This is a genomic window from Marinilactibacillus piezotolerans (genome assembly GCF_900114235.1).
In the GTDB taxonomy this organism is placed as follows: domain Bacteria; phylum Bacillota; class Bacilli; order Lactobacillales; family Carnobacteriaceae_A; genus Marinilactibacillus; species Marinilactibacillus piezotolerans.
Window position 1 is genome coordinate 125482 of record NZ_FOSJ01000001.1, and the last position, 24389, is coordinate 149870.

24 protein-coding genes are annotated in these 24389 nt (G+C 34.2%); 3 read left to right on the forward strand and 21 right to left on the reverse strand.

Annotated features, from left to right (window positions below; genetic code table 11):
- Positions 1-17: 17 nt before the first annotated feature.
- The 5 genes from BM212_RS00610 to rpsB form a co-directional block, all read right to left on the reverse strand.
- The gene (locus BM212_RS00610; protein WP_072694744.1) at positions 18-758 is read right to left on the reverse strand and encodes an undecaprenyl pyrophosphate synthase; all 741 of its coding nucleotides are present in this window, start codon (positions 756-758) and stop codon (positions 18-20) included.
- 433 nt (positions 759-1191) lie between these two features.
- On the reverse strand, positions 1192-1749 hold the full coding sequence (gene frr / locus BM212_RS00615; RefSeq protein WP_072694743.1) for a ribosome recycling factor: 558 nt from the start codon (positions 1747-1749) through the stop codon (positions 1192-1194).
- A complete protein-coding gene (pyrH, locus tag BM212_RS00620; RefSeq protein WP_091895314.1) occupies positions 1742-2473 on the reverse strand; it encodes a UMP kinase in 732 nt (243 codons plus the stop codon). Before pyrH ends, frr begins: the two co-directional genes overlap by 8 nt.
- Before the next feature lie 146 nt (positions 2474-2619).
- On the reverse strand, positions 2620-3504 hold the full coding sequence (tsf, locus tag BM212_RS00625) for a translation elongation factor Ts (protein ID WP_091895317.1): 885 nt from the start codon (positions 3502-3504) through the stop codon (positions 2620-2622).
- Between the two features lie 51 nt (positions 3505-3555).
- A complete protein-coding gene (rpsB, locus tag BM212_RS00630; protein ID WP_091895320.1) occupies positions 3556-4314 on the reverse strand; it encodes a 30S ribosomal protein S2 in 759 nt (252 codons plus the stop codon).
- 238 nt (positions 4315-4552) lie between these two features.
- Here rpsB and BM212_RS00635 point away from each other — a divergent pair, with 238 nt between their 5' ends.
- Positions 4553-5143: a lysophospholipid acyltransferase family protein gene (locus tag BM212_RS00635; protein WP_091895323.1), complete on the forward strand. Its 591-nt coding sequence runs from the start codon at positions 4553-4555 to the stop codon at positions 5141-5143.
- A 57-nt stretch (positions 5144-5200) separates the two neighbouring features.
- Here the strand turns inward: BM212_RS00635 and BM212_RS00640 are convergent, their stop codons facing one another.
- From BM212_RS00640 to BM212_RS00660, 5 genes are all read right to left on the reverse strand, one after another.
- A complete protein-coding gene (locus BM212_RS00640) occupies positions 5201-6991 on the reverse strand; it encodes an ABC transporter ATP-binding protein (RefSeq protein ID WP_091895326.1) in 1791 nt (596 codons plus the stop codon).
- Complete coding sequence (locus tag BM212_RS00645; protein ID WP_091895328.1) at positions 6991-8742, reverse strand: ABC transporter ATP-binding protein; 1752 nt, start codon at positions 8740-8742, stop codon at positions 6991-6993. The genes BM212_RS00640 and BM212_RS00645 overlap by 1 nt, the downstream gene beginning before the upstream one ends.
- Before the next feature lie 162 nt (positions 8743-8904).
- Positions 8905-9144: a YneF family protein gene (locus tag BM212_RS00650; RefSeq protein WP_072694736.1), complete on the reverse strand. Its 240-nt coding sequence runs from the start codon at positions 9142-9144 to the stop codon at positions 8905-8907.
- A gap of 295 nt (positions 9145-9439) precedes the next feature.
- Positions 9440-11437: a transketolase gene (gene tkt / locus BM212_RS00655; RefSeq protein WP_072694735.1), complete on the reverse strand. Its 1998-nt coding sequence runs from the start codon at positions 11435-11437 to the stop codon at positions 9440-9442.
- A 123-nt stretch (positions 11438-11560) separates the two neighbouring features.
- A complete protein-coding gene (locus BM212_RS00660; RefSeq protein ID WP_091895331.1) occupies positions 11561-11803 on the reverse strand; it encodes a DUF896 family protein in 243 nt (80 codons plus the stop codon).
- A gap of 300 nt (positions 11804-12103) precedes the next feature.
- On the opposite strand from BM212_RS00660, the gene lexA reads away from it, so the two are divergent.
- On the forward strand, positions 12104-12739 hold the full coding sequence (gene lexA / locus BM212_RS00665) for a transcriptional repressor LexA (RefSeq protein WP_072694733.1): 636 nt from the start codon (positions 12104-12106) through the stop codon (positions 12737-12739).
- Between the two features lie 78 nt (positions 12740-12817).
- Here lexA and BM212_RS00670 read toward each other — a convergent pair whose 3' ends face one another.
- Both BM212_RS00670 and BM212_RS00675 read right to left on the reverse strand, forming a co-directional pair.
- Positions 12818-13387 carry an NADPH-dependent FMN reductase gene (locus BM212_RS00670; protein ID WP_072694732.1) on the reverse strand — a complete coding sequence of 190 codons (570 nt, stop codon included), beginning with the start codon at positions 13385-13387 and terminating at the stop codon, positions 12818-12820.
- A gap of 14 nt (positions 13388-13401) precedes the next feature.
- Complete coding sequence (locus BM212_RS00675; protein ID WP_091895335.1) at positions 13402-14475, reverse strand: LLM class flavin-dependent oxidoreductase; 1074 nt, start codon at positions 14473-14475, stop codon at positions 13402-13404.
- 114 nt (positions 14476-14589) lie between these two features.
- Here BM212_RS00675 and BM212_RS00680 point away from each other — a divergent pair, with 114 nt between their 5' ends.
- Complete coding sequence (locus BM212_RS00680) at positions 14590-14931, forward strand: winged helix-turn-helix transcriptional regulator (RefSeq protein ID WP_072694730.1); 342 nt, start codon at positions 14590-14592, stop codon at positions 14929-14931.
- A gap of 94 nt (positions 14932-15025) precedes the next feature.
- On the opposite strand, the gene BM212_RS00685 is transcribed toward BM212_RS00680, so the two are convergent.
- The 9 genes from BM212_RS00685 to yihA all read right to left on the reverse strand — a co-directional run bounded on the left by BM212_RS00685 (position 15026) and on the right by yihA (position 24378).
- A complete protein-coding gene (locus BM212_RS00685; protein ID WP_072694729.1) occupies positions 15026-15538 on the reverse strand; it encodes an adenine phosphoribosyltransferase in 513 nt (170 codons plus the stop codon).
- 12 nt (positions 15539-15550) lie between these two features.
- Entirely contained in the window at positions 15551-17884 is a 2334-nt protein-coding gene (recJ, locus tag BM212_RS00690; protein ID WP_177206260.1) for a single-stranded-DNA-specific exonuclease RecJ, read from the reverse strand.
- Between the two features lie 90 nt (positions 17885-17974).
- Positions 17975-18841 (reverse strand): DegV family protein, encoded by an 867-nt coding sequence (locus BM212_RS00695; RefSeq protein WP_072694727.1) that lies wholly within the window; start codon positions 18839-18841, stop codon positions 17975-17977.
- Positions 18834-19268: a LapA family protein gene (locus BM212_RS00700; RefSeq protein WP_072694726.1), complete on the reverse strand. Its 435-nt coding sequence runs from the start codon at positions 19266-19268 to the stop codon at positions 18834-18836. Before BM212_RS00700 ends, BM212_RS00695 begins: the two co-directional genes overlap by 8 nt.
- Before the next feature lie 74 nt (positions 19269-19342).
- A complete protein-coding gene (locus BM212_RS00705; protein ID WP_072694725.1) occupies positions 19343-20134 on the reverse strand; it encodes an SDR family NAD(P)-dependent oxidoreductase in 792 nt (263 codons plus the stop codon).
- The gene (gene rnz / locus BM212_RS00710) at positions 20135-21079 is read right to left on the reverse strand and encodes a ribonuclease Z (RefSeq protein WP_072694724.1); all 945 of its coding nucleotides are present in this window, start codon (positions 21077-21079) and stop codon (positions 20135-20137) included.
- A gap of 58 nt (positions 21080-21137) precedes the next feature.
- Entirely contained in the window at positions 21138-22439 is a 1302-nt protein-coding gene (obgE, locus tag BM212_RS00715) for a GTPase ObgE (protein ID WP_072694723.1), read from the reverse strand.
- Between the two features lie 191 nt (positions 22440-22630).
- Complete coding sequence (locus BM212_RS00720; protein ID WP_072694722.1) at positions 22631-23776, reverse strand: Rossmann-fold NAD(P)-binding domain-containing protein; 1146 nt, start codon at positions 23774-23776, stop codon at positions 22631-22633.
- The gene (gene yihA / locus BM212_RS00725) at positions 23773-24378 is read right to left on the reverse strand and encodes a ribosome biogenesis GTP-binding protein YihA/YsxC (RefSeq protein ID WP_072694721.1); all 606 of its coding nucleotides are present in this window, start codon (positions 24376-24378) and stop codon (positions 23773-23775) included. Before yihA ends, BM212_RS00720 begins: the two co-directional genes overlap by 4 nt.
- Positions 24379-24389 lie beyond the last annotated feature (11 nt).

Genomic DNA, 24389 nt, shown 5'->3' on the forward strand with positions numbered 1-24389 from the left:
TCCTGAATCTATTTTAATCAAATCGCCCCATAGCGACGGCTTCTGTATTGATAATCCAGTAGAGCTTTATCTAAAACCTCACCTGTAAATTCAGGCCAGAACAATTTCGAAAAATAAAATTCACTATATGCATTTTGCCATAGTAAAAAGTTGCTTAGTCTTTGTTCACCACTGCTTCTTATTAGTAAATCTACGTCATCGTATGGAGTAATAGAATTTGTAAGTAATTCTGCCTGAAGTACCTCTTCTGATATATCTTTTTTATTTATCTGTCCACTTAAAACTTTATCGAAAAGTGATTTTGTTGCTTCTACTATTTCGGCTCTTCCACCATAATTAAAAGCAAAATTCAAAATCATACCAGTATTATTTTTTGTTTCATCAATAGCTTTTTCGATGGCTTTCTTTGTAGAACCAGGTACTTTATCTTTAAATCCAATCATGTTTACTTTAATATTATTTTCTTGTAATTCTGGAACAAATCGATCAAAAAATTTAACAGGCAATTGCATAAGAAACTTCACTTCTTGGGGAGGTCTTTTCCAATTCTCTGTTGAAAAAGCGTATAAAGTTAACACCTTTATGCCTCTTTCGCTTGCTCGAATTGTAACGCGTCTTATTGCTTCCATACCTTCTTGATGACCTTCCTTGCGCTCTTTACCTGTCTGCTGAGCCCAACGGCCGTTGCCATCCATAATAATTGCCACGTGGTCAGGAATCTGTTCAATTACTGTATCTACCTGTGGATAATCCCCCACATCAAAACCTCCAAGTATTTATTCTACATCTACTCTATTGTAGTAAATAATATTTGAAATTACCATATCAAAATATATAAAATTTTTATAAGGATTTGTTGCTATTAATAAAATGCAATATCCATAGTTTAGTCTAATTCTGAACCATAATCAAAAAATTATTCAAAATAAGGTAATTTTGATATAATAATACTATAAATTGCACTATTATATTTGAGGAGGAAGTTAATTTGAAAACAAAGTTAAAAAATTATATTATTGGTTTAATAATAACTACCGTAGTTACAAAATTAGTAAACAAATTTATTATTGAAAAACTACAAAGCTAAAACTTCATAATCTTCAGTTAATTAAATAGTTAATTTTTGTCCGCACATATGTATTTAAAACAAAGAATGCAAGGAGATAATCAAAATCTCCTTGCATTTTTTAATTATACATCTAAAATTTCTTTTTCTTTTTCAGCTGATAGTTTGTCAATTGCAGCTACACTGTTATCTGTCAGTTTTTGTACTTTTTCCTCAAAATCTCTAAGATCATCTTTTGTTAAATCACCGTTTTTTTCTGCTTTTTTTAGTGAATCTATCGAATCACGTCTAATGTTTCTAATAGAAATCTTAGCATTTTCAGCTTCTTTTCCTACTTGTTTAGCAATTTCTTTTCTACGTTCTTCTGTTAGAGCAGGTACAACTAATCGAATGACAGTGCCGTCATTTGAAGGTGGAATACCAATATCTGACTGGTTAAGAGCTTTTTCAATATCCCCTACTGAATTTTGGTCATACGGTGTAATCAATAGTACTCTTGCTTCAGGTACTGAGATTTGAGCTAATTGATTCAAAGGGGTTTCAGCTCCATAATACTCTACATTCACGCGATTCAACAAACTTGGATTTGCTCGACCAGCTCTGATTGAACCGAGTTCTCTAACATATGCTTGTTCTGCTTTTTTCATTCTTGCTTCTGTGTCTTTTAATATACTATCACTCATTATGAGTCCTCCTGACGGTTGTGCCGATTGTTTCTCCTAAAGCTACACGTTTTATATTTCCTGTTTGGTTCAAATTGAATACGACTAACGGGATATCATTATCCATGCTTAATGAAGAAGCTGTTGTGTCCATAACTTGAAGTGACTGATTGATAATTTCAAGATACGTAAGCTTTTCATATTTTACTGCAGTTTTATCAACATTAGGATCAGCAGAATAGATTCCATCTACGTTGTTTTTGGCCATCATGATTACATCAGCATTGATTTCTGCTGCGCGTAACGCAGCCGTAGTATCCGTTGAAAAATAAGGACTTCCAATTCCGCCGGCAAAAATTACGACTCGACCTTTTTCCAAATGTCTAATCGCTTTTCTACGAATATATGGTTCAGCTACTTGTCTCATTTCTATTGATGTTTGAACTCGTGTAGGGACACCAGTATTTTCCAGACAATCTTGTAAGGCTAGTGCATTCATAACGGTTGCGATCATACCCATATAATCTGCTTGTGATCTTTCCATTCCCATTTCAGAACCTACGTGACCTCTCCAAATGTTTCCGCCACCAACAACAATAGCGATTTCAATACCAAGGTCATGAACATCTTTAATTTCTCTACAAATCTCATCAATAGTTGGAGGTTGAATACCAAACCCACTATCCCCGGCTAAAGCTTCTCCACTTAATTTCAGTATTATTCTCTTATATTTAGGCTCTGTCATTTTGATTTCCCTCCATTAGTCATACAAATTTAGTTTACCATATTCCTTCATATAGTTCATTATAAAAAAGCGGTTTAGTATGTATTAGACTGTAAAAAAGGCAGGAACGTTAAAGATCACGTTCCCACCCAATTTAAAGACTAACTTTAATTCTTGCCTAATTGGCTTTGTACTTCAGCCGCAAAATCTTCAGAACGTTTTTCGATTCCTTCTCCAACCTCATAGCGGATAAATGACTTGACTGTTGCGCCATTTTCTTTTAGATATTGGCCAACAGTTTTATCTGAATCTTTAACATATGGTTGATCTACAAGACTAATTTCAGCTAACCATTTATTCAAGCGACCCTGAACCATTTTTTCTACAATATTGGCTGGTTTACCTTCATTTTTAGCTTGCTCAGATAATACACTTAATTCGTGATCACGTGTTTCTTGAGGAACTTCATCACGAGTAATGTATTTAGGATTGATTGCAGCAATATGCATAGCAATATTACGTGCAACTTCTTCATTATCTGTTCCTTCAACTAATGCTAGTACAGTAATACGGCCACCCATATGTTCATAGTCACCAAATACTTCACCGTCATTTTTTTCTAAAACTGCGAAACGACGTAAAGTAATTTTTTCTCCAATAGTTTGAGTAGCTTCAGTAATTACTGAACCAATCGTACCATCTTCCATTTTTACTTCAAGTGCTTCCTCAACTGAGGCAGGTTTGTTTTCAACGATTGTTTTAGAAATGTTTTTAACTAAGTTTTGGAATTTTTCATTTTTAGAAACGAAATCTGTTTCAGAGTTGATTTCTGCAATTGCTGCAGAATTCCCTTTAGAATAAACGTTAGCTAAACCTTCAGCCGCAATACGGTCTGCTTTTTTAGCTGCTTTAGATACACCTTTTTCGCGTAGGTAATCAACTGCTGCATCTAAATCTCCATCTGTTTCTACAAGTGCTTTCTTAGCGTCCATCATTCCAACGCCTGTTTTATCGCGCAACTCTTTTACTTGTGCTGCTTTAATGTTTGCCAATGTAATTCCTCCTAATCGAAATGTAAAGAACTTTAAACATAGTTCTTAAAATTATTCATTGTCGCCTTCTACAACTTCAACAATTTTATCAAGTGAATCAGATTTAACTTCTTCTTCAAATCCTTCTTCACCTTGGTTTCCTTCAATTACAGCATCTGCAATAGTTTTAGTTAATAGTTTAACTGCACGAATTGCATCATCATTTGAAGGGATGATTACATCGATTTCATCTGGATCACAGTTTGTATCCACCATAGCAACGATTGGGATATTCAATTTTTGAGCTTCTTTAACTGCAATATGCTCTTTACGAGGGTCGACGACGAACAATACATCTGGACGTTTAGGCATATCTTTGATTCCGCCTAAGAATTTTTCTAAGCGGTCACGTTCTTTAATTAAGATTCCTACTTCTTTTTTAGGAAGAACTTCAAAAGTTCCATCTTCTTCCATTTTTTCAAGTTCTTTTAATCGAGTAATACGTTTTTGAATTGTATCCCAGTTAGTAAGTGTTCCACCTAACCAACGGTGATTGATGAAGTAAGCGCCCGCTCTGATTGCTTCTTCTTTAATAGCATCTTGAGCTTGTTTTTTAGTTCCTACAAAAAGAACTGTTCCACCATCTTCAGCGATTTCACGAACGTAATTGTAAGCTTGATCGATCATACGAACTGTTTTTTGCAAGTCGATGATATAAATTCCGTTTCTTTCTGTAAAGATATAACGCTTCATTTTTGGATTCCAACGACGTGTCTGATGTCCAAAATGAACTCCTGATTCTAATAGTTGTTTCATTGATACTACTGCCATTTGTACATTCCTCCATTATGGTTTTTTTCCGCCCTTACTTTCACTTGTATGAAGACTCCATGGCTACAGAGCACCTTTCACTACATCCAGTAAAGTGTGAAATTAGTGTATTTTTACACCGCCTTTAATTATACATAATCAAGTCCTAAATAGCAAATTTTTTTTAAAAACTTGCTTCTTTCTTTTGATTATCGCATAATTATAAAGATTGAAAATTTAATTAAGGAAGTGTCAATACGTGTTTTTTTCTTTTGTTAGAGGATTCATTCGAATTCTTATCTATATTTTTAATGGAAAACCAAAATATATTAATCAAGAAAAATTACCCAAAGATGAGACCTATGTCCTAATTGCACCACACAGATCATTGATTGATCCAGTTTTTATCGTTTTAGCTGCTAGTCCTCGACAGTTTTGTTTTATGGCTAAAAAGGAATTATTTAACAATAAAATATTCGGATGGTTCATCACTAAAATGAATGCATTTCCAGTAGATCGTGATAATCCAAAACCTAGCGCCATAAAAAAACCAATCAAAATCTTAAAAGAAAACAAACTTAGTTTAGTAATTTTCCCTTCCGGTACAAGACATTCTCAAGAATTAAAGGGCGGAGCAGTTACAATCGCTAGAGTAAGCAATCGTCAGATTGTTCCTGTTGTTTATGAGGGAGCTTATACGATCAAGGATATTTTCAAACGTAAAAAAGCAACTGTAAAAATCGGAGACCCTTTTTATGTTGAAAGAAAAATCGAGGGTATCGAAGACGTGAATCAGTACTACTCAGATAAAATCCAAACTGCTTTTGAAGAGTTGGAACAATTGAAGTAATTCAACACTATTTTATAGATAGAAAAGTGGACGGTCTATTATGACCGCCCACTTTTTTTATTTGGTCTGTAATCCTATATTCTGCAATTCATACATATCTTTGTATTTACCACCATTAGAAATCAATTCGTCATGTGTTCCACGCTCGATAATTCTTCCATTATCTAATACTAAGATCTGGTCAGCATCACGAATCGTTGAAAGTCTATGAGCAATCGCTACTGTAGTGCGGCCTTTTCTCATTCTATTCAGACCCTCTTGGATAAGCGTTTCTGTTTCAGTATCAATATTGGCAGTTGCTTCATCCAAAATCAGTATCTTAGGATCTCTAACTATTGTACTTGCAAAAGAAATCAGCTGTTTTTGTCCGCTAGAGAAACTTGCTCCGCGTTCAACTACCCTTGCATCATATTCTCCTGGCAAGTCTTCAATAAACTGATCGGCTTGAACAAATTTTGCAGCTTGAATAATCTCACGATCGTTTATTTCGTCATTTTTAATTCTAATGTTATCTTTTATAGTGCCATAGAATAAGAAAGAATCCTGTAGAACTAGTCCTGTTTTTCTTCTTAACTCTCTCATAGGGTAATCTTTTATAGATCTACCGTCGATTATAACTTCACCTTTTTGGAAATCATAGAATCGCATAAGAACATTTATTATTGAAGATTTCCCACTACCTGTATGCCCTACTAGGGCAACAGTTTCTCCAGGATTTACAGTAAAATTAATATTCTTCAATACGTCAGATTTTCCATCATAAGAGAAAGTTACATTTTTAAATTCAATTTTCCCGATCTCAATTTGTGCCCCCGGTATATCATTTTGTTCAGGAGCATACTCTTCATTATCCATTACTTTTAGAATACGACTACTTGAAACTATACCGTCTTGGAACAAGCTCAAACTATCCATTAATCTTGTCAAAGGCCTGAAAAAATCATTTGCATAAGAAGTAAAAGCATAGATAATTCCTACTTCAACAGGACTACTTAAAGCATTTACTCCAAAAATTGCCAATATCAGAACAACTGCAACTGTATATAAGAAGTTAATGATCGGGCTTAGTAAAATTGCATTGATTCTTACCATTGAATATCTTGAATCAAAATAAGAACGATTTGTTTCTTCAAATTCTTTCTGTAAGCGTCTTTCTTGTCTAAATTGTTGTATGATAGACATCCCATTAATTGTTTCAGCCAGCTTTGTATTCAGCGAACTCAACTTCGACTTCATATCAACGTATGTCTTAGAACTATATACTTGATAAAACCTTATTACTATCAGCAAAATTGGTGCAAAGAGTAGAATCCATACTGCAACTGAAGCATCCAGATAAAACATGGCACTTAATGAAATAACTACACCAAATACTCCTTGCATAATCGTTAGAAAAACATTCCAGAAGTCTTTCATAGCTTCTGTATCATTTGTTGCTCTAGTAATAATCCACCCTGTTGAAGTCTGATCAAAAAATCTCATGCCTAAACTGTGAAGTTTTGTATAGAGATTCTCACGAATGTTTTTAACTGTTTTCTCCGATGCCATATTAAAGATATACAGTTCACAGTACCAGACAATCATTCGAATCAATGTTACTCCAAAATGAAGTGATGCAAAAAATAGAATAGTTCTAAAAGTAACACCTCCAGGAGTTAAATGATCATCAATAAATATCTGAATAATCCTTGGCAAGATTGCATTTATGATTGCAAGTAATATACTGAAAATAATAGCTGCAGTAAACTCCTTCCTATACGGATGAGCAAATTTCATAATTCTTTTCAGTATATGCATCTGCTGTTTGAAAGGAATGGATCGATCTTTTATGATTTCAGGTTGTTCCATTATTCATCCTCTCCTTCCAGTTTCTGCTCTAATTGTTGCTGACGATACATATCTTTATACCATCCACCAAGTTTTAATAATTGTTCATGCGTTCCACGTTCTACAATTGTACCATCTTCAACTACAATAATTTCTTCTGCATGCATTACAGAACTAATTCGGTGAGCTGCGATAATTGTTGTCTGTTTTTGTCTTTTTTCTTTCAATCCGGATAGAATGCTTTCTTCCGTTTTAGCATCTACTGCTGACAATGAGTCATCCAGTATCATTAACTCAGGATTAGTAATGATTGATCTGGCAATTGAGATTCTTTGTTTCTGTCCTCCAGATAAAGATACGCCTCGTTCACCAACTTGTGTATCGTAACCATTTGGCAGATTCAAAATATCGTCATGAATATCAGCTAAGCGAGCTGCTGCTTCTACTTCTTCTTGTGGTAAACTCGGATCGGCAAAACGAATATTATCTCTAATTGTTGTTGAGAATAAGTAGTTGTCCTGAGGAACATATCCAATATGTTTTAGCAGTGCATCTAACGTATAGTCTCTTATATCATGACCTCCATATTGAACATCTCCTTTATAATGATCATATTCTCTAAGCAGCAACTTAAGAATGGTCGTTTTTCCAGCACCAGTCTTACCAACGATTCCCAGAGTGTGTCCTGCTTTCAGGCTGAAACGAACATCATGTAAAGTCGTAACTTCATCCTCTGGATAAGAGAATTTTTTGATAAAAAACTCTAGATCGCCATTTACAGGAGTCTCAATTGAACCTTTTCTTTCAACAATTGAAGATTCTTCTCGTAATAGATTTTCGATTCTATCATAACTAGCCGAACCTCTTTCAATAATATTGAAGAGTCGTCCAATCGCAAACATTGGCCATACCAGCATACCGATATAGTTAATAAAAGTAACAAAGTCTCCTATACTAATCTCGTTTTCTGTTATCAATAACCCACCAACAAGAATGGTCAAAAAGTACGATACCCCCATAATTAAAGTAATAGCAGGATCAAATAATGAATCTATTTTATATACTAGTCTATTTTTTGCCACCACATTTGCTGTCTGTTCTTTAAATTCTTCAACATCTTCTTTCTCTTGTCCAAACGTTTTTAAAACTTTAATTCCTTGAATACTTTCTTGAACTTTATCATTCAATTGAGAAAATGATGCTTGAGCATCTCTAAATCTCATATGAAGTTTTCGACCTAATACTCTAGATGTAATAGCTAAGAGTGGTAAAGGAAAAACTGCAATTAAAGTCAGTCTCCAGTCAACAACAAACATCATCGCCAAGAGTGTAGTCAATCCTACACTAATAGCATCAGCCATTGTAAGAATGCCGCCTCCAGCAACCATTCTTAAGCCTCTTAAGTCATTTGTAGCATGAGCCATTAAATCTCCGGCACGATATTTTTGAAAAAACTGATTATCCATATTTGTAAAATGATTATATAATTGCTTTCTTACTGTTTGTTCTAATTTCGCAGCATTTCCCCAGATTCTCATTCGCCATATATATCTAAAGATATATTGAAGCAAAGCTGATACGAGTAAAATACTTAGCCAGAAAGTCAAAGACTTAGAAGTGATACTATCTGTTTCGATTTCATCTACTACTATTCCGATTATTCTAGGGGGAATAAGTTGAAGAAGTGCAACAACTACCAACGAGAATATTCCTAACATATATGACTTTTTTTCTTTGAGGAAAAACCAACTCAACCGTTTAAATATGTCCATGTATTTTTCTCCTATTTTTATTTTTTATAACTTTATTAAAAATATAACTGATTATGACACAGTGTCATAATGTTGTAAAAGAAAACGGGCAAAAATTTGCCCGTTTTTTTTGTTAATTATTAAATTATCAACTACATATACTTGCTAGTCAACTGATACCTACTACTTCTTCGCATTATTTTTTTTCTTTTGCTGAGATTTCATCTGACTCATCATTTGATTAATTTTTCTTTCAGATGGTTTTTGTCCCATTTGCAGCATCATCATACGAAGCATATTCTCATCGATCGGTGGATTTTTCTCGAAATAATCCATCATGTATTTTCTCGAAATGAAGAATCCTCCAACTAATCCTCCGATAAGTGCTACAATAACTAAAATAATCCAGCCCCATGTTGGCATATTTTCACTCCTCTCCAATTTTCTAGTTAATATAGAATCAATATATATAAACATCGTTTTTAATTGAAACGAAAGCACATATCCCCAATTCTAATTACTCACTCGATTATTTTACACAACTTTTATATAAAAATAAACCTAAAGTGTGGTTTTTGCTTATTTTATTTAAAACAATAGAGAAAAGCAGTGAATTTTACAGTTATTAAAGTGAATGAGGGCAAATAACCCACGAGTGCTCCATTCAGAATAATAGACTATAATATTCACTGCTAGAATCCTCAGTTATTCTGCGACCTTAATTTAAAGATAAATAAGTTTTTACTACATTATCTGTTGTAAAACCATATTCTTCTACTACAGATGATCCATTTCCACTTGCTCCAAACTTATCGATAGACAAGCTTGCACCTTTAATACCAGTGTAACGGTCCCATCCGAAGGATGATCCCATTTCGATTGATACACGTTTCGTAACGCTTGATGGTAAAACAGTTTCTTTATATTCAGCTGATTGCAAGTCAAATAGATCTTGGCTTGGCATAGATACTACTGAAACATCTTTTCCTTGAGCCTTCAGTTCTTTTTGAGCTGAAATAGCAAGAGAAACTTCTGAACCAGTAGCAATCAAAATACCTTCTGGCGTTTTCCCTTCAGATGGTGAAATTACATAAGCACCATTCTTCACGTTATCTCTAGCCAAAGTAGCTGAGTTGCTCAATACTGGTAAGTTCTGACGAGTCAATACTAACATTGTTGGTTTATCCGTTGATTTAAGAGCGATTTCCCATGCTGCAGCAACTTCATTTCCATCGGCAGGTCTAATTAAAGAAAGGTTATGCATGCCTCTGAAACTTGAGATTTGCTCTACAGGTTCGTGAGTTGGTCCATCTTCTCCAACTGCAATTGAATCATGAGTCAGTACATAAATAGCTGGAATTTTAGATAAAGCAGCTAAACGAACAGCTGGACGCAGATAATCACTAAATACAAAGAACGTTCCTACATAAGATTTCGTTCCACCATGCAACAAGATGCCGTTAAGAGCAGCAGCCATAGCAAATTCGCGAACCCCATACCAGATATTTCTTCCTTCATAATGACCTGGCTGGAAATCAGACTGGTCTTTCATCATTGTATTATTAGACCCTGAAAGATCTGCTGAACCACCCCACAGATTAGGAATCGATTGTGATAAAGCATTTAATACTTCTCCACTTGTTGCACGAGTAGCAGCGCCTTTATCTTCTTCTGAATAAACAGGTAAATGTTCATCCCAATTTTCAGGAAGTTCTCCACTTAAAGCTAAACTGAACTTTTCTGCCAATTCGGAGTGTGATTCTTTATATTCCACAAGCAGTTTATTCCATTCTTCTTCAGCCTTTATTCCTTTATCAACAATCTGTTCTTTAAATCTTGCAGCAACTTCTTCAGGAACGAAGAAATCTTCGCCTTCCCATCCATATGCTTTTTTAGCAGCAGTAACACCCTCAGGTCCCAAAGGAGCTCCGTGAACTGTATGAGTTCCTGCATTAGGAGCTCCAAAACCGATAACTGTCTTAACTTCAATTAATGTTGGTTTATCTTTCGTTTCTTTAGCAGCGGTAATTGCTTTATCTATTGCATCGAGATCATTTCCGTCTTCTACTAGAATGTGTTCCCATCCGTATGCTTCAAAACGTTTTCCTACATCTTCAGTAAATGCTTTAGAGGTCGGACCATCTAGTGATATATCGTTAGAATCATACAGCATAATCATTTTACCCAATTTCAAATGACCCGCTAGAGAAGCTGCTTCTTGTGATACCCCTTCCATCAAATCACCATCACCGCACAAAGCGTAAGTATAATGATCGACAACATTAAAGTTTTCTTTATTATAAGTTGCTGCAAGATGTGCTTCAGCCATTGCCATTCCTACAGCATTTGCAACACCTTGTCCCAGAGGGCCAGTAGTAGCTTCTACACCATCAGTTACATGAACTTCAGGGTGTCCTGGTGTGCGACTTTCTAATTGACGGAAATTTTTCAGATCCTCAATACTTACATCATAACCTGATAAGTGCAAGAGGCTGTACAGTAACATAGACCCATGTCCTGCTGACAAAATAAAACGGTCGCGGTCAAACCATTTTGTATTTTTAGGATTGACGTTTAAATGACGAGTCCAGAGGGTATAGGCCATTGGTGCAGCCCCCATCGGTAATCCTGGATGACCTGAGTTTGCCTTTTGAACTCCATCAATACTTAGAGTTCGAATTGTATCTACTGCCATTTGATCAGTTTTATCAAACAAGTATATTCATTCCTTCCTATTGCTAAAATGTTAACGCTCTTAGTCATTGTACTATCTAAATCAGTTTTTTTCAACGCTTTCATAAGCTGTGACTCACTTAAATCATATAAAATCAGTACTTTTTTATGATCTATTGTGAATACCTTTTTCACGCTGGATTTTTTTTAATTTATGTGGTGTAACATCTTTTCCTTCTGGGTCTACTACTTTCATTCCTTCAATATGGTTTTTCATACCAGATCGAAACGCTTTGATATACTTTTCTCTAAGCTCTTTTTGTTCGTTTTTTTCTTCATGAGTCAATCCTTCGACACGATCTTTGCGTACTAATTCGTTTATACGATCTAATTGTTTTTTAGGTAACATGTTTATCCTCCTTTAGAATTTCAAAAAGACTGATGTATATAGTCTTTACAAACAAAGTATAACATTGTTTTAAAATGAATCATAACTTTTTGCAAACATAAAGTATATTATAAATACTCTATGTTCTCAATTCATAATTTTAAAAGGGGCTATTTCGAACATTCGTTTGATTCAATGTTCGGTTTATGATATAATTTTTTTATAGTTTATATTCTTATAAGCTGAGAAATAATCTTGATATATATATTACTTATACATGGCTCTATCTATATAAACTTTGAAAGGACGAGGTGTCACTTTATGACAACTAGAGGCCGTAAAGGTGAAAAGCAAATTGAAATATTGCGTTATATACACGAACAAGTAAATAAACGAGGATATCCACCTACCGTTCGTGAGATTGGTTCGGCTACTGACTTATCTTCCACTTCGACAGTTCATGGTCACTTAGCGAGACTGGAAAAAAATGGCTTTATTTTAAGAGATCCTTCTAAACCAAGAGCAATTGAATTTACAAAAGAAGGGCTGATTAAAATTGGAATCGATGAATTTGAAAATCACATTCCCCTTCTAGGCGTTGTTACAGCTGGAGAACCGATTCTTGCAGTTGAAGAAGCAATTGACTATTTTCCTATTCCAAATGATCTTGAAATTGAAAAAGGAAATTTATTCATGCTGACTATTCGTGGAAATAGTATGATCAACGCAGGTATATTAGATGGAGACCAGGTCATTGTCAAAAAACAAGAAACTGCTCAAAATGGAGATGTAGTAATTGCTATGACAGACGAGGACGAAGCTACCTGTAAAAGATTTTACAAAGAAAATGGGCATATTCGTTTACAACCAGAAAATGATACAATGAATCCAATCATTTTACCTAATGTTTCTATTTTAGGGAAAGTTATTTCTTTATATAGAAGTCACATATATTAAAAATAAAGCCATGTAGTACGTAGATGGTTTCAGATCATCGGGATCCGAACATCTATTGTACTGCATGGTTTTTTAATTTTAAAATCCGTAAGAATCTTCTTGCTGTGACCAGATATCTTTATACGCCTTAGCTAAAATAATCGTATCCTCAACTAGTTTATCTATCCGAAAATGGATATCATCATTTATTATAGTCCCTTTGTCATAATCAGTATCTAATATATAAACATAATTAGGTACGATATTAGCTTTCATGTATCCCAGTATCGGTTTTAATTGCTGTTCTGGAATTAGATAATGTTTATTTGATCCGGCTGTTGTGATAATACTGCAAGTTTTATATTCAAATGCATTTTGAGGTAAAAGATCAAAAAGGTTTTTAAGGGACGCTGGAATTGAAGCCTGGAAAATTGGTGTACCAAAAAAAATAACATCCGCATTCATTAAGGACTGAGTAACATATTTTGTATCTGCAGTATAATCCAGATAATTTCTTCCATCACTGAATTCCAAGGAAAGTTTTTTTAAATCGAGAATGCTGATAGTATTCTCTTCTGAATATTTTTCTTTTAATACATTCATCACCTTATTAGCGGCAATACTCGTTTTTTCTCCAACATTTGATCCTGATACTACGACTATATTCACTAAGATACTCTCCTTTATTTTTTAGTATATTTTTTTATAGCGGGAAGAATTTTTTCTCCGATAATATCTATATTTCTCTTGATGCTCTCCATCGGAACCCCACCAAAGTCTAATTGAGCAATATAGCGCTGATTTCCAAATAATTCATGCTGATATAATATTTTTTCAATAATTGACTCAGGATCTCCGACATTGATAACACTTCTATAGTCTTGACCATGGGCAAAAGCTTGCTTAGGAAACCCTTGACCATTTGTAATCTTCATTCCTTCATTTACATGAGGATAATATTCCTTAAAAGCGTCCATTTTATTATTACTTACATAAAAGAAACCAGCTGTCGCTACTGGCAAAGTATTTATATTAAATCCTGATTCTGCTGCTGTTTCTCTATATAAATCAATTGGCTTTTTAAATTCTGATGCTGGTCCTCCAAGGTGTGCTTGATACATTGGAACTCCAATGCGGCCAGCTTTTTGTGCAGATGCGTAAGATCCGCCAACTGCCCGCCAGATTGGCAAACCTTTTTCTTTATTGTCTGGTCTAGGGATAACTTGAGCATTCTTTAACGGAGAACGAAATTCTCCGTTCCAATTAAGAGTTTCGTTTTCATTAATTCTCAGAAACAAGTCAAATTTTTCTTCAAATAATGCTTCATAGTCTTGTAGATCATAACCTAACAAATCAAAGAGCCCCACTCTTGAAGCTCTACCAGCTACAACTTCCATTCTGCCATCAGATAATAGATCAATCGTAGCAGCATCTTCAAATACTCTTACTGGATCTGAAGTACTGATGATTGTTGCTCCTGAAGATAATTTAATTTTGTTTGTAGCTTGCGCAATTGCTGATAGAAGGATCATATGTGCTTGTGAAATAAAGGAATCTTGATGTGATTCTCCTATTTGAAAGACATCTAACCCTGCATCTTCAGCTAAAATAGCTGTCTCTATAATTTCATTAATTCTTTGTTTAGGTGATATTCTTTTCCCCGTATGCGGATTCGGTAAATGATCTCCAAGTGTATATAATCCAAACTCCAATCCTTTTGACTGATCGATTTTTGGTAAGATTCTAGGATTGTTCATGTTAGCACTCTCCTTATTTTATGTAAGTGTAGTATACTAAAACTATTACTTGATTTGAAGTAGGTACTTTTTAGTGCTATAGTATATTAAATATACTATAGGATGTATAAATACATGACTAACTTAAATCCGGAGTTTTGCGAAGTAAATGAATCTCTTGAAATTTTAGTAGGAAAATGGAAACCTATCATTCTTTTAAATCTTTTAGCAGAGAGTCCCATGCGATTCAGTGAACTAAAAAGAGCTATACCTAAAATTACTCAAAAAATGTTGACTAAACAATTACGAGAATTAGAATCTCAAGAAATCATTATGCGGAAAGTATATGCCCAAGTTCCTCCGCGTGTAGAATATTCGATAACTGAATACGGACAAACTCTTCGGCCAATCTTAAACGCCATGCATCAATGGGGACTAAAACATAAAGAACGGAGTATAACGAAGCTACCTGTTTAATTGGTTAAATTTTCTTTTAAAAAAGTGTTGAATCAACTTTTCTAAACGTTTTTAAACGATTTAGGTTGATTCAACACTTTTTATTCTACGACGCTTAATATTCCATTAAAGTAAAAATATCATAACCTTTAATTTTATCTCTACCATGCAGGTCTTTTAACTCTATAAAGAATGCTGTTCCAACTACTTCTCCACCTAACTTTTCAACCAGCTCGATAGTAGCTGCGATTGTACCTCCAGTAGCAAGCAGGTCATCACAAACTAGAACCTTTTGTCCCGGTTTGATAGAATCTTTGTGAAGCTGCAAGGCATCATTGCCATATTCAAGTCCATAACTTACTTCAATCGTTTCTCTAGGTAATTTCCCTTTTTTTCGACAAGGCGCAAATCCAATACCTAATTCAAAAGCTACTGGGCATCCAACAATAAACCCTCTTGCTTCAGGTCCAACAATCATGTCGACTTCTTTGTCTTTTGCATAGTTAACAATTTGTTGAGTTGCTTCTCCATATGCTTTACCATCTGCCATTAATGGTGAAATATCTCGGAAAATAATACCGGGTTGTGGAAAATCAGGCACATCAGCAACAAAATCTTTTAAATTCATGTTTACTCTCCTTTATTGTTCAACCTTAATTTGATTTAAACTTTTAAGCAGTTTAGTCAATTCATTGAATGAACTGTAGACCAACATCTCTTCAACTTCAATTTTTTCTTTTCTCTGTTTATAGACTTGAGTTTCAGCTACATCCATTTTTTTGACTTCTACATTTATATTAAGCAGTCCACCTTCTATTGTAACAAATCCTGCCTCTAAAAACACCCTGATTATGAATTTCAAAATAGATTTATCGAAATTCAAATATTTTGCCAGTAAGGAGCCTTTTTCCTTTAGATCAATATTTTTGTGCTTAGCAAGAAATTTATATAATTTGGTAAAATGTTCTCTTGAAGGCATTCCTAATAAATAGTTATTCTCATCAGCATAGAATATGCAATAAAGCTCATATTCTTCATTACCTTGCAGAGTATTTTTTAAAAGATCAAACGAATCTGGACAATCTACAAGTACAGAAGGGGTATTAACTTTAAAATTTTCTGCATCTTTTATATTATCTATCAATGTTGCTTGTGATTCTTTCGTTACATACTTACTATACTTACTATAATTCTTTTGATTAAAGAAAATATAAGTTGCATGCTTGATTGAAAAATCAGATTTTTTTAATTCTGATGTTCTTTTGTCAATAATAACAGCATCTTGAAATTGTAAATCCATTAATTGTAATTGAGGCTTTTTATTTCCATTCCATTCATTAATTTCTAATGTTCCAACAACAGATATACTTGAATCTGATTTTAAAGCTTCTGCTTTCTCTCCATAATTAAATGCAATAATATCAAGTTGTGCATTCGGTTGACTCACTTTCAACTTCAAGTGCGCATGATCTACTCCTATTGCACGTGACTCAACAGGGTGAACATTTTCGAATAAAAATGCAGGCCTTGGATTATCTGTACCGAAAGGCTTCAAAAAATCTATTTCTTTGATAGCTTCCAAACTAATATCTGCTATCTCACACTCTTCTTCAATTTCAATTTCTTCAAAAAAGTCTGTGGTTTCTTGAATGGTTTTTGCTGCTTCATTCAGTGCTTCATGTAAGACACTGATATTTTCAACTGGCAAGGTCATCCCTGCTGCCATATGGTGTCCTCCAAAATGTTTGAACAAACCTCTTACATCGTTACAGTGTTCAAATAAATTGAAAGCCTTTATACTTCTGCCAGAACCTTTAGCTTCACCAGTTTCGGAATCTATATTCAAAATTATGGTAGGCTTTCCTGTCTCATTAATGATTTTGCTTGCTACTATACCAAGAACACCAGGATGCCAATTTTCTTTAGATAAAATATTAACATATGCATTCTCTTGTTCGGCTAACTGCGCCATAGCCTCAGTAAAAATATCAGAAACAAGTATTTTGCGTTCTTTGTTTTTACTTTCGAGTAAAACTGCAATTTCTGAAGCTCTTTCTTCATCAAATGTTGTAAGCAGTTCAACTACAGGACTTGCATTTTCAATACGTCCTATTGCATTGATGGGTGGCGCAATTTTAAATCCGATTGTCGTTTCATCAATTTCCTTTAACGATACGGATAATGCATCAAATAAGCTCAGAATACCTATTCTTTGTGTTTGTCTGATCACCTTAAGTCCAAAGTTGACAATTGCTCGATTCTCATCCTTTAACGATACAAGATCAGCAATCGTTCCAATTGCTGCTAAGTCTAGAAGTTCTGCCGGAAAGGCTCCTAATAAAGCAGTCGCTACTTTTAATGCAACACCGGCACCCGATAAATCTTTAAAAGGATAATTCCCATTCGGATGATTTGGATGGATAATAGCATAAGCGTCTGGTAATGTTCCAGGAAGCTCATGATGATCTGTAACAATAACATCTACACCTTTATCTTGTATGTAATGAATAGCATCATGTCCAGCTACCCCGTTATCAACAGTAATAATCAAACTTGTATCATTAGTAAGAAATTTATCAAACGCTTCTATATTAGGACCGTATCCTTCAACAAAACGATTAGGAATAAAATATTCTACATTACCACCCATTGCTTCAATTGTTTCATATAAAATCGCAGTACTTGTGACTCCATCTGCGTCATAATCTCCATAGATCGTGATTTTTTCCCCTGTTTCAATCGCACTAGTTATTCTCTCGATTGCTTTTTCCATATCATAAAATAGAAAAGGATCGTGAAACCATGATTCGTCTGGATTTATAAAATGTTCGATCGCTTCCTTGGTATCCAATCCTCTATTCAAGCAGAGTTTAACAAACAAAGGAGAAACATTTAGTTCTTTAGATAACAAATCGATTTTATCTTGATCAAATTCTGAAGTAATGATCCACTTTTTCTTTTGCTTGAAACTCAATGACTTCACTCCTTGAACATAATTTACTTACAATAAAAAAAGCACGAGCTATGGTTAATACAAATCCATTGCTCTTGCTTTTAACTTTTACTAGTCGTCTAAAAGTTGAACGCCTATCCCAATTAGTCCCGGACCTGTATGGACACCCAGCGCAGGACTCAATTGATCAAAAAAGAAATGTTCAAATTTCGGTAATTTCTTTTTCAACACTTCTCGAACAGATTTTGCTTCTTCTATAGCTTTTTCTCCGCCATAAGCGATCGCTAAATTATATTTATTAGATTTAGCAGCATATTTTTCAACTAGTTCAATCGTCTTATTAACAGATTTTGCTTTGCCCCGAACTTTTGCAACAGTATGATAGATTCCTTCATCATTACAAGTAATGATTGGTTTAAGATTCATAACGCTACCTAATACAGATTGAACTAACCCAATTCTACCACCTTTTTGAAGGTATTCCAACGTAGGAACATGAAAATAAACTTTTGCTTTTTCTATTCCTCTTTGTAAGTTAGCTTTGATTTCATTAAATGGAATTCCTCGATCTACTTGATAAGCAGCTTCAACAGCAGATAATCCAGCACCAATACCAATATTTTTAGTATCAAGCACGAAAACTTCTAGATCTTTATAATCCTCTGCCACGATTCGAACCATATTATTAGTTCCACTTAATCCGCTTGAAATAGTCACTGCAATAACTTTCTCATATCCTTCAGATTTGATTTCATCAAAAATACTTTTAATCATTTCACCATCTGGCAAAGAAGTTTTTGGAATCTCTTTATCCATGCGTTTATAGACTTCTTCTGCGGTAATATTCAATTTATCAATATATTCTCCATCTTTAAAAATAATCTTCAATGGAATCACTTTTATATTGAATTGTTCTTTTATAGTTTCAGGAACATCTGCACCAGAATCTGTTAGTATAGCAACCTTCTCTTTATTCATAGGTCCTCCCATCCTTCTTTACTAGTATTTTACTCTTCTCTTGTACAGAATTTATTGTATTATTGTTCGCACTAGTACTTTCTTTTATTTCAGCATCTTTTGACCGTATTTCTTCTTTTAACTGACTTATTTGAGTTTCATATTTTGCTTCTAATTCTTTCGCTCTTTCGTTCTCATTTTCTTTAGCTTGATTAGCAGATTTTTCTAAATCTTTACGCATTTTAGTTTCTTGATAGATTTTTACTGTTGATAAAAGCGAAGCTATCAAAGCTCCTAACAATATGGATCCTAAAATAACGATGATTAATGGCCATTCATATGTGGCAAAATAAAAGTTGACCGGAACTGGATCTACATTTAATACAGATAATACGGCTCCAATAAATAATAATATAAATGCCCCTACAAAACTCCACTGTTTTTTCATGAAACTATATCCCCTTTTATACACTTATTATTAGAAGAATAACATTTAAATTAAAATATTTCTCTGATTGTGTTTTATTTCTTATCAAATTGGTTAAGAATCAAATAATCTCCTAAAGCCGGAAATAATGAATACAATTTAGCAGCTACGCTTAAACTAAATGGCAGATTGACTTCTCTTTTATTTGTACCAATAATTTTAATCGTCTTTTCAGCAACTTCATCACTTGTTAAAACAAATCTACCAATTCTTTCCAGATAACTGCCAGAAGGATCGAATTCATCAAAGAAAGCTGTATCAACTGGACCTGGGTTAATAGTTGTCACTTTGATATTAAGAGGTTTTAATTCTAATCTTAAAGCATTACTGAAACCGATAACAGCAAACTTCGAAGCTGAATATACTGCTGATTTAGGAGTAGCAATCTTACCGGCAATAGATCCAACATTGATAATATGTCCACTCCTACTATCAGCCATTTGAATTGCAGCTAACTGAGATAAGTACATAACTCCTAAAACATTCACTCTAAACATATTTTCTGCTTTATTTAAATCATATGTCATGAATTCTTCAGTACGTCCAAAACCCGCATTATTAATTAGCACATCGATCTTACCAATACTGTTTTCAATTTTCACCATTGTTTCTTCGATTGCATCAGGATCAGACATATCTAAAGGATAAACATAGACTTCTGATGCACTTATTTTATTACATTGTTCCTTAACCTCTTTGAGCTTATTTTCTCTTCTAGCAGATAAAATAAGGGTTGCACCGTTTTTTGCAGCTTCGTAGGCTAACGATTCTCCAATCCCTGACGAAGCTCCAGTTATCATTATAACTTTCCCTTTTAAATCATTCATTTAATTTTCAACTCCTTTTCTCTCAAGCGGAATATTAACCTCTTTTAAATCATGCATCACACATGTATTCTTAAAAACCTCACGAGCTTCATTTTGCAGTGCTTGTACATCTTTAGCTAAATACCTAGCACTAATATGAGTTAATAATAACATTCTCACTTTTGCTTCTTTAGCTACCTCAGCAGCCTGTACATTTGTGGAATGATTATAACTTGTGGCAAGCTTGACATCATTATGATTAAATGTACTTTCATGTACTAATACATCTGCATCCTTGGCCAATTCAACGCTATTTACCGTTTTAAGTGTATCGCCCAAAATTGTTACTATTCTACCCTTTTGGGTTGGTCCAATAAAATCTTTGCCATTAATCACTGTCCCGTCTTCAAGGGTTATCGTTCCACCCTGCTTCAACTTTCCAAAAAGAGGACCAAAAGGAACACCTAGTGCTCTTAAATCTTCAGCCAAAAGAGTTCCTTCGTGATTAGATTCTTCAATTCTAAAACCATAAGAAGGGATACCGTGCTTTAATTTTTTTACTGAAACTTTAAACTGATCATCTTCAAATATTACTCCATCTTCATTAAATTCAATAAAATGAATAGGATATTTAATGTGTGATGCCGAAAATCGTAAACTAGATAATACATATTGTTTGATTCCTTTAGGACCATAAATCGTTAAAGGTGTCTCTCCACCTTGGAAAGCTCTACTGCTTAATAAACCAGGTAGTCCGAAGATATGGTCTCCATGCATATGTGTTATAAATATTTTTTCGATTTTACGAGGTTTCAATGTCGTGTTCAGTATCTGATGCTGTGTAGCTTCTCCGCAATCAAACATCCAGATACTGTTGCGTTCTTCCAATAATTTTAAAGCAATGCTTGATACATTTCTATGTTTAGCAGGAACACCCGATCCGGTTCCTAAAAATAATAAATCCATAACTATCCTCGAATTCTAATTGTGTCTCATTATTTTTTATATAATCAATCTCAATTTATTATTCTACAAATTCAAATTCAAATGAATCGATTCGTACAATATCTCCGTTTTTAGCACCTTTATTTCTTAACGCTTCATCGATACCCATACCTCGAATCTGACGAGCAAAACGCATTACCGATTCATCGTGTGCAAAATTTGTCATTTTGTATAATTTCTCTAATTTTTGTCCAGTTAGTACCCAAGTACCGTCTGGCTCTCTAAGAATATTAAAATGATCTGTTGAAGGAGTATGTTTATACAGTACTCTTTCTTCCTCATGTGTTTCTTCATCGTATAACGGAAATTCTGGTGTAGATTCAAGTAAATCTGCTGTTCTTGTTAGTACAGCTGTTAAACCTTTTTGAGAAATAGCAGAAACTTCAAATATCTCAATTTTTTCACCAGATTCTTCAATTTTTTTCTTGAATTCTATTAAATTCTTTTGAGAATCAGGCATATCCATTTTATTTGCTATAACAAGTTGAGGTCTTTCTCTTAATTTTAAATCGTATTCCTTTAATTCATTATTAATCGTATAGTAATCATCTATTGGAACACGACCTTCTATTCCACTCATATCTATAACATGCAGTAATACTCTTGTACGTTCTATGTGGCGTAGAAATTCAATCCCTAATCCTACTCCTTGTGAAGCCCCTTCGATTAATCCAGGCATATCCGCCAATACAAAACTTCTTCCATCTTCCGTTTCAACCATTCCTAAATTTGGCACAATTGTCGTAAAATGATAGGCTCCAATTTTAGGTCGAGCAGCAGAAACAACTGATAATAAGGTCGATTTCCCTACTGATGGAAATCCTATCAACCCGACATCAGCTAAGACTTTTAGTTCTAATTCAATTTCTTTTTCTTCTCCCGGTTCGCCATTCTCAGCAATTTCTGGTGCAGGGTTGCGAGGAGTTGCAAAGCGTATATTTCCTCTTCCGCCTCTTCCCCCCTTAGCGATTACTGCTTCTTGACCATGATTAATTAAATCAGCATATAGTTGACCGGTTTCTGCATTTTTAACTATCGTGCCTGGAGGAACTTTGACAAACAAATCTTTTGCTCCTCGCCCATGCATTCCTTTAGACATACCATTCTCACCATTTTTAGCTTTGAAATGTCTGTTATATCTAAAATCCATTAGGGTTCTTAGTCCTTCATCAACAATAAAAATGATATTTCCACCAGTTCCACCATCTCCACCGGCTGGTCCACCATCAGGTACATATTTTTCCCGCCTGAAAGCAACCATACCATCTCCACCGTTGCCTGCCTTGACATTGACAGTAACTTGATCTAAAAACATCGACATCTGTTAACCCTTCTCTCCTGTACATTTCTCTTAATTTTATTTTACACTATTGCGCATTGTTTTACTAATGTTCTTAAAAGACTGCATAATAAAAGCGGGTCATGCCCGCATTTTGAATCTGTTATTTTTAAAATATAAAAAATATAATCTGAAAAAGCTCGAAAAATCCGAGCTTTTTCATGCTACCAAAATCACGTCATGGACTTATGAATCGAATCAGAGCCGACCGCTTTGTGCAAAGAAGACCATTCTTTTACATTTTCTTGTGCATATTTCTCATTAAGCAGCTGATAATTCCCCATAAATTTTTCTGTTTCGTGGATCAGGTTTTCATCAAAATAAATGTCAGCTTGATTCAGTTCATTCTCAGTGAAATCTTTCATGCTTCGATCATCAAAAGACATATAATTAACTAAATGACCAAGTGCGTAAAAAACTTCTCGATTGCTCTGATTGAAGTCAACAATCATTTGCTTTTTCTTCGTCTGTCTAATTGTTTCGACCTTTTCAATCAATTCTCGACTCAAGCATTCACTATTAAAAGACTGAGAAAGAATAATCCCATCGGCATTCGAAAATCTATAACCTACTGATAACAGATCTGCTGCGTGTAACCTTGTTAAAATCGGGCCGTCCACTGTTAATTCAATCCATTCCTTCAATGAGTTAATCATTTTTGTACTGAAAAAAATATCTTCATTTGCAATTGTTAACGACTGTACATTAAGAGATAATAATAATTTCGCTATATGAAGCACATCATAACCATTACCAAATAAAACACATTTTTTATCTTCTAATTTCCCTAAAGAATCTTGAAGCATTTCGATTGCTCTAGATGGTTGAGCACAATAAAGAGGTCTCATTACTTCAGACAATCTCATTTTTCTAGAAAACTTGATTGCACTTTTAAAGAGATCCTTTATCATAATCCCTATTGTTTCCTCTTTAGTTCCAAAATTCAAGGCATTCTCTACTGGTCTGAGTGTAGTATGTGATCCTTTTGGCTTTGTTTCCATTCCACTAACAATAGTAAATAGGTGATTTACAACATCTTTATTAAATTTACTATATGTTTCTAAAATGGTTTCTTTTAGCGGCTTACCAGTGAAATTAGATAAATACCGTAAAAGATCTCCATGTTTGAAGACCGTTTCATCAACATTCAAATAGTATTCACTACGAACTTCAGAGGATAATATACAGACTTCTTTTACACCATCAAAGTTTTTAATGTCATGTAAATGTCTGATTTTCTGTCTTTCGTTCAATGTATATTTATCAATGTCTTCAATTGAAACAGTATCTTTATTTACTCCATACATTAAGATTTTCAAATAGAATCATTCCTTGTGCTCGCAAGTATTTCATTCCAGACTTCGTCTCTTCCTTCTCTAGTTTCAGCAGAAAAAACAACAACTTTATCTCCTGTTGCTAGTTCAAGTGTCTGAATGACTTGGTTGATGTGTTTATTACGCTTAGATTTCTTTATTTTATCAGCTTTTGTTGCCACAACTAATACTGGAAGATTATAATACTTTAAAAAATCATACATCTGAACATCAAGATCAGTCGGATGATGTCTTAGATCTACCAATAGAATACTTAAAGAAAGTTCTTCCCGACTGGAAAAATAGATGTTCATCATCTTTCCCCATTTTTCTTGTTCAGCGTTTGATACTTTAGCATATCCGTATCCTGGTACATCGACAAAAAATAACTCATTTTCGATATTAAAATAATTCAATGTCCTAGTTTTGCCTGGTTTTCCAGAAGTTCTTGCAAGTTTCTTTCTATTTACCATTGTATTGATAAAGGAAGATTTACCGACATTAGAACGTCCAGCTAAGGCAACCTCTGGTAGTCCATCATTAGGGTACTGTTTTGGAGAAACTGCACTGATCGTAATTTCTGCATAATGAATTTTATTGATATCCATATTATTTTCTC